We start from the raw sequence: 6,941 nt of genomic DNA, 5'->3' as shown, positions 1-6,941 counted from the left end.
CCATCGGCAGCATGGTCAGGTGGAAACGCTCATGGCGCCCGTTCTGCTGCGGCTTGCCCGGCTGGATGCGCTCAAGGGCGATGCCCGTCACTATACGGGGAGAAGGTGCCGGCAGGCGGATGAGGGGCAGCGCCAGCCTATGCTGCGATACTACTTCAGCACCTTCCCATCCGCCCCAAATCGATAGGTCTTCGCCGGATCCGGCGTCGCATAGAGCGTGGCGCCCGGTTCTGCATCGTATACCCCGAAAATGCGCACTGTGATCAACCCGGCCTTCTCGCAGTCGAGATAGAGATTAGTGTCGGCGCCGAGATGCTCGGCATGGACCACCGTACCCTTCCAGGCGCCGGATTTCGGATCGACGGTCAGGTGCTCCGGCCGCACGCCGATGGTCTTGGCGGTTTCGCCGAGACGGGCGCCGTCGACGAAATTCATCTTCGGTGAGCCGATGAAGCCGGCGACGAACTCGTTTGCCGGCGAATTGTAGAGCTCCATCGGGCCGCCGATCTGCTCGATGCGACCGGCGTTGAGCACGACGATCTTGTCGGCCAGTGTCATCGCCTCGACCTGGTCGTGGGTGACGTAGATCATCGTCGCCTTCAGCCGGCGATGCAACTGCGCGATCTCCAGCCGCGTGTTGACGCGCAGCGCCGCGTCGAGGTTCGACAACGGTTCGTCGAAGAGGAACAGCTTGGGCTCACGCACCACGGCGCGGCCGATGGCGACGCGTTGGCGCTGGCCGCCGGAGAGTTCGGCCGGCAGTCTCTCGAGGTAGGGTTCCAGAGACAGCATCGACGAGGCGATGCCGATGCGGCGATTGATCTCGGCCGCCGGCGTGCCGGCCTGCTTCAACCCGAGGCCCATATTGTTCTTCACCGTCAGATGCGGGTAGAGCGCATAGGTCTGGAACACCATGGCGATGCCGCGCTTGGCCGGCGGCGTGGCCGAGACATCCTGACCGTCGATGACCACCCGGCCCGAGGTCGAATCCTCCAGCCCAGCAATAACCCGGAGCAAGGTCGACTTGCCGCAGCCGGACGGGCCGACGAAGACGACGAATTCGCCGTCATTCACTTCGAGGTTGATGCCCTTCAGCACCTCGACCGGCCCGAAGGCCTTCTTCACGTTCTCGATGTTCAGCGAGCCCACGGCGATCCTCCGGATTGGAATGCGGGCGCGAATGCACCCCTCTCTGTCCTGCCGGACATCTCCCCCTCAAGGGGGGAGATTGGCAGCTTCGAGGCCTCACGCCATTTTTCGGCGCTGACAGTTAGCGAAGGCAGTACCGACATCCGATCTCCCCCCTTGAGGGGGAGATGGCCGGCAGGCCAGAGGGGGGCGCCGTAGAGCGCAACCCCTGACGATAACGCCCTTGTCACAATCGCACCGCCTTTCCACTGCGCACGCTCTCGTCGGCGGCGAGGCAGACGGCGAGCGACTTGACCGCGTCGTCCATGTGTTTGGTGAGATCCAGATCCTCGCGGATCGCTTTCAGCACGAAGGCCTGTTCGAGGTCGCAGAGGTCCTGGTGGCCGGGCTCGCCTTCCATCGACAGCATTTCGTCTGGCCCGGCGAATTTGCCATCCGCTCCGGTCGCGGCACTGTGCAGGCGGATGGTCGAGGTCTTGGTGTGGGTGTCGATGTCATCCGACTTCACGCCTTCCTTCATCACGATCGACACGCAGCCATTGGGAGAGATGACGTCCTTCACGAAGAAAGCCGTCTCCGAAATCATCGGCCCCCAACCGGCCTCGTACCAGCCGACCGACCCGTCATCGAACAGCACCTGAAGGTGGCCGTAATTGTACATTGAGGGCGCGACCTCCTCGGTCAGCCGCACGCCCATGCCACGCACCTCGACCGGCCTGGCATCGGTGATCTGCAGCATAACGTCGAGATAGTGAACGCCGCAGTCGACGATCGGCGAGGTCGTCCGCATCAACTGCTTGTGCGTCTCCCAGCTATGGCCCGAGGATTGCTGGTTAAGGTTCATGCGGAAGACGTACGGGCCACCGAGCTTGCGCGCTTCGGCGATCAGCCTGATCCAGGACGGATGATGGCGCAGGATGTAGCCGATCACCAGTTTCTTGCCGTTGGCCGTGGCCGCCGCGACGACGCGTTTGGCGTCGGCCACGGTCGTTGCCAGCGGCTTTTCGACGAAGACATGGCAGCCGGCCTCGAACGCCTTCACCGCATAGTCGGCATGGCTGTCGGAATAGGTGGCGATGCAGGCGATATCGGGCTTTTCGTCGCGCAGCGCTTCGTCGAAGGAGCGCCTGATGCCATAGCCGGAAAGCCCTTCCGGCAACGGCACGTCCGAGCGGTTGACCAGCGCGGCGATCTCGAAGCCCGGATTGGTGTGATAGGCTAGAGCATGGCTACGGCCCATATTGCCGAGGCCGGCAACGACAACGCGCAGGGGTGTTTCAGAACTCACTTGACGGCTCCAGACGTGATGCCGCGGATCAGCTGCCGCGAGAAGATGACGTAGAGGATCAGCACCGGCATGATGGCCAGCGACAGGGCGGCCAGGATGGCGTTCCAGTTGGTGACGAACTGACCGAGGAACAGCTGCGCGCCGAGCGTCACCGTCTTGGTCTCTTCCGACGGCGCCAGTATCAGGGGGAACCACAGATCGTTCCAGATCGGGATCATGGTGAAGACGGCGACCGTCGCCATCGATGGCCTGACCAACGGCAGCACCAGGCGGAAGAAGATGGTGTATTCGGACAGGCCGTCGATACGGCCAGCATTCTTCAGATCGTCGGACACCTGCTTCATGAATTCAGACAGGATGAAGACGGCCAGCGGCAGGCCTTGCGCGGTGTAGACCAGGATCAGCGCCGTCAACGTGTTGACCAGCCCGCTCGCCACCATCAATTGCAGGATGGCGACGGTGCCGAGCCGGATCGGGATCATGATGCCGAGCGCCAGATAGAGGCCCATCAGCGAATTGCCGCGAAAGCGGTATTCCGACAGTGCGAACGCCGCCATGGCGCCGAACAAAAGCACGAAGAACAGCGAGGCGACGGTGACGACGAGGCTGTTCTGGAAATAATGGATGAAGTCGCCCTGGCCGATCACCGTCGTGTAGCCGATCAGGTCGAACGTCGTTGGCGTCGGCGGCGTCAGCGGCGCACCGAAGATGCCGGCGCGCGACTTGAACGAGTTCATGATGACGAGGATCACCGGAAACAGCGCGATCCCCGTGTAGGTCAGCAGGATCGCGTGGGCGCCGATGGTGCGGGGCACGGAATGGGTGGCGGTGCTCATTGGAATGTCTCCTGACGAGCTGCGGCTGGTAGGGTCGGCGCCCAGGCACCCCCCTCTGTCCTGCCGGACATCTCCCCCGCAAGGGGGGAGATTGGCAGTTTTAGCGTTGCCGCACATCTTGCAACGCTGGAGATTGGCGAAGGCCGAAATGACATCCGATCTCCCCCCTTGCGGGGGAGATGGCCGGCAGGCCAGAGGGGGGTGTTCAAGCTCGACATTCTACCCCCCTCAGAACTGGTAGCGACGCAGGCGCGTCTGCACGAGGAAGAGGTAGACGCAGACGCCGCCGAGGATGATCAGGAACATCATCGTGGCGATCGCCGCGCCCATATTGGGGTCGCCCACCTGCAGCTGGAAACCGAAGAAGGCGCGATAGAGGAAGGTGCCGAGAATGTCGGTCGAGTAGTTCGGCCCGGCGAGCGCCCCTTGCGCGGTGTAGATCAGATCGAAGGCGTTGAAATTGCCGACGAAGGTGAGGATCGAAATGATGCCGATCGACGGCAGGATCAGCGGCAGCTTGATCTTCCAGAATTGCGACAGGCCGGTGATGCCGTCGCATTCGGCGGCCTCGATCACCTCTTCGGGGATCGACAGCAGGGCTGCGTAGATCAGCATCATCGGGATGCCGACGAACTGCCACACCGAGATCAGGCTGAGCGCGGTCAGCGCATATTGCTCCTTGCCCAACCACGGCGTGAACAGGCTTTTCAGGCCGACAAGGTCCATCAGATGCGGTGCCACGCCCCACAGCGGCGACAGGATCAGCTTCCAGGCGAAGCCGACGATAACGAAGGACAGGATCGTGGGCACGAAGATCGCCGTGCGGTAGAAGGCCGCGAATCTCAGTCTCGGGCTGGACAGCAACGCGGCCAGCATGACGCCGATCGGGTTCTGCACGACCATGTGGATGATGAAGAACCAGGTGTTGTTCCTGAGCGCGTTCCAGAAACCCACCGACCAGTTGGGGTCGCCGAACAGCATGCGGAAGTTTTCCAGCCCGACGAAGACCTGGTGCTGCTCGATGTTGCGGAACAGCGACAGCTGCAGCGTGCCGGCGAGCGGCAGGATCATGATCGCCGTGTAGACGAGCACCGCCGGCGCCAGGAAGATGCCGATGTGCCAGCGGAATGGTCTTTTCGGTCGTGTTTCTGCGGCCATGAGTTCGGTCCCCGCCGATCAGGTTGGCAAATGCCGCCAAAGGCGCGGCGCCTCCCTCCCCCTCGAGGGGAGGGTGCCTCGCGAAGCGAGGCGGGTGGGGTCGGTCAAGGCAGCGCGCCATCGACATTTGACCGTGCTTTCCAGCAACGATCAAGCCGCGGCCTGCCTCCACCGACCCCCTCTGTCGCCTTTGGCGACATCTCCCCCCTCAAAGGGGGAGATAAGCAGCGCTCAGCCTGAGCTCTTACTTGGCCGGCTTGTACCAGCTGTCGAGACCGGCCTGCAGCTTCTTGGCGGCGGCTTCCGGCGTATCGGTGCCGTTGATGACGTTGGCCGATTCAACCCAGGTCTCGTTCTCGAGGTTCGGCGTGCCGCGCGACAGGATCTGGTAGGTCGAGCGGATCGTCGATTTGCACTTGCCGCGCCAGGAGACGAATTCCTGCGCCAGCGGGTCTTCCATCTTCACCGGCGCGGAGTTCAGGCTGAAGAAGCCCGGCAGCGCGTTGGCGTAGATGGTGGCGAAGTCCGGCGAGGCGACCCAGGACAGGAAGGTCTTGGCCGCATCGGCGTTTTTCGAAGCCGCGTTCAAGCCCATGCCGATATCGGTATGGTCGGAGATGTAGCAGGTGTCGCCGGCCTTCTCGACCGGCGGCGGGAAGGCGCCCATCTTGAACTGGGCCTGGGTGTTGAACAGGCCGATTTCCCACGAGCCAGCCGGGTAGATGGCGGCGCGGCCAAGCGTGAACAGGTTCTGGCTGTCCGGGTAGGTCTGCGCTTCGAACCCATCGCCGAGATAAGGCTTCCACTTGGCCAGTTCCTCAAACGGCGCGATCCATTCCTTGTCGGTAAGCTTCTGATCGCCCTTGATCAGCGCCGCGCGGCCGTCCTCGCCCTTCCAGTAATTGGGGCCGATGTTCTGGTAGCCCATGGTCGCGGCTTCCCAGAGATCCTTGGTGCCCATCGCCATCGGGATGTAGGTGCCGTCGGCCTTGATCTTGTCGAGCGCGGCGAAGAACTCGTCGCGGGTCTCCGGCACCTTGATGCCGAGCTTGTCGAAGGCGTCCTTGTTGTAGATGAAGCCGTGAATGACCGAGGCCATCGGCACGCAGAAGCTCACCTTGCCGTCGTCTGTCTGCCAGGCGGACTTGGCCACCGGAGAGAAGTTTTCCATGCCGGGCAGCGCCGAGAGATCGGCAAGGTTGCCCTTCTTGAACAGTTCAAGCGACTTGTCGAACGGGCGGCAGGTGATCAGGTCGCCCGCCGAGCCGGCGGCGAGCTTGGCGCCAAGTGCGGCGTCATACTCGGTCGGAGCCGACGGTGCGAACACCACCTTGATGCCCGGGTTCTTGGCTTCGAACGCCGGGATCAGCTTGTCCTTCCAGATGGCAAGGTCATCGCCGCGCCAGCTTTCGATGTTGAGCGTTACGTCGGCATAAGCCACCCCGGCCGAGCCGAGAATGCTGGTGCCCAAAAGCAGTGCCGTCAGTAGTTTCGTTGTCATGCTCAGTCTCCCTGTTGACCTTTTTCAGGTTCGGTTTTGATGAGAACGGAGGCAGTGCGCCCCTTGCTCCCCTCTATAGCGGAAAGGGCCGGCCGCAGCTTCTGGCCGGCCTCTTCCAGTATCTTCCGCGCCGCATCGGCACTGTCGGCGCCGGCGGCGAGCAGAATGGCGGTCTTGACCGCGCCGCCGCTCTTCTCGAGCAGGCGGGCCGCTTCGTCCGTGCCGCGCCCGCTGACGGCGGCGACGATGCGCGCCGCGCGGTCGCGCAGCTTGATGTTGTCGGCCGTCAGATTGACCATGTAGCCATCATGGACATGGCCGAGATGGACCGCGGTCAGCGTCGACAGCATGTTGAGCGCGATCTTCTGGGCGGTGCCGGCGCCCATCCGCGTCGAGCCGGCGATCAGCTCCGGCGGCGTTTCGAGCAGGATAGCGGTTTGCGCCTGGCGAAGCAGCGCCGAGTCCCGGTTGTTGGCGATGCCGATCGTCGCTGCACCACGGCGAGCGGCTTCCTCGATGGCCCGCACCGCATAGGGTGTGGTGCCGCTGGCGGAAATGGCGATCAGGCAATCGCTGCTGCCGAGGCCAGCATTGGCGACCGCTGCCGCGGCCTCCTCGGTGTCGTCTTCCGGTCCGCCGGCCAGCGTCCGGAAGGCCTCGTCGCCGCCGGCGATCAGGATGGCGATGCGGTCGCGATGAATGCCGAAGGTGCCAGGCAACTCCAGCGCATCGGCCAGCGCCATCAGACCCGAGCTGCCGGCCGCCGCGTAGGCAAGCTTGCCGCCGCCGTTCAGTCTGCCGGCGACGATTTCGGCCGCCCTGGCAATGGAAGGAATGGCATGGCGCACCACTTTAGCGGCTTCAATCTGCGCATCGGCCAAATAGGAAAGGATGGCGTCCGGAGTCTGGATATCCAGCCCCTCGGCATTTTTATGAAGCGCTTCGGTGCGCGTTTCGGCCATCCCGGTTCCTCCAATACCAGAACAATACCAAAAAAATACCACTTGTC

Annotated in this window: 6 protein-coding genes and 1 pseudogene; all 7 read right to left on the bottom strand. The window is 63.3% G+C overall.

All coding sequences use genetic code 11. The annotated features are described in order from the left end of the window. Nucleotides 1-94 (bottom strand): annotated as a pseudogene (locus tag NKH03_RS29410) (integrase core domain-containing protein); the annotation flags it as partial. Between the two features lie 56 nt (nt 95-150). Beyond that, a complete protein-coding gene (locus NKH03_RS29405) occupies nt 151-1,149 on the bottom strand; it encodes an ABC transporter ATP-binding protein (protein ID WP_352972368.1) in 999 nt (332 codons plus the stop codon). 226 nt (nt 1,150-1,375) lie between these two features. Beyond that, nucleotides 1,376-2,437 (bottom strand): Gfo/Idh/MocA family protein, encoded by a 1,062-nt coding sequence (locus NKH03_RS29400; RefSeq protein ID WP_352972366.1) that lies wholly within the window; start codon nt 2,435-2,437, stop codon nt 1,376-1,378. Continuing rightward, complete coding sequence (locus NKH03_RS29395; protein ID WP_352972363.1) at nt 2,434-3,273, bottom strand: carbohydrate ABC transporter permease; 840 nt, start codon at nt 3,271-3,273, stop codon at nt 2,434-2,436. Before NKH03_RS29395 ends, NKH03_RS29400 begins: the two co-directional genes overlap by 4 nt. 228 nt (nt 3,274-3,501) lie before the next feature. After that, nucleotides 3,502-4,431, bottom strand: a complete 930-nt coding sequence (locus tag NKH03_RS29390; RefSeq protein WP_352883457.1) for a carbohydrate ABC transporter permease — start codon at nt 4,429-4,431, stop codon at nt 3,502-3,504. 244 nt (nt 4,432-4,675) lie between these two features. Beyond that, on the bottom strand, nt 4,676-5,932 hold the full coding sequence (locus tag NKH03_RS29385) for an ABC transporter substrate-binding protein (RefSeq protein ID WP_352972360.1): 1,257 nt from the start codon (nt 5,930-5,932) through the stop codon (nt 4,676-4,678). Nucleotides 5,933-5,934: 2 nt separating this feature from the next. Further along, nucleotides 5,935-6,894 carry an N-acetylmuramic acid 6-phosphate etherase gene (locus NKH03_RS29380; RefSeq protein ID WP_352972357.1) on the bottom strand — a complete coding sequence of 320 codons (960 nt, stop codon included), beginning with the start codon at nt 6,892-6,894 and terminating at the stop codon, nt 5,935-5,937. Nucleotides 6,895-6,941: the final 47 nt, after the last annotated feature.

The organism is Mesorhizobium sp. M1406 (assembly GCF_040317555.1).
GTDB lineage: Bacteria > Pseudomonadota > Alphaproteobacteria > Rhizobiales > Rhizobiaceae > Mesorhizobium.
The sequence above is the reverse complement of the archived record's forward strand: the minus strand, read 5'-3'. Positions and strand labels throughout refer to the sequence as shown.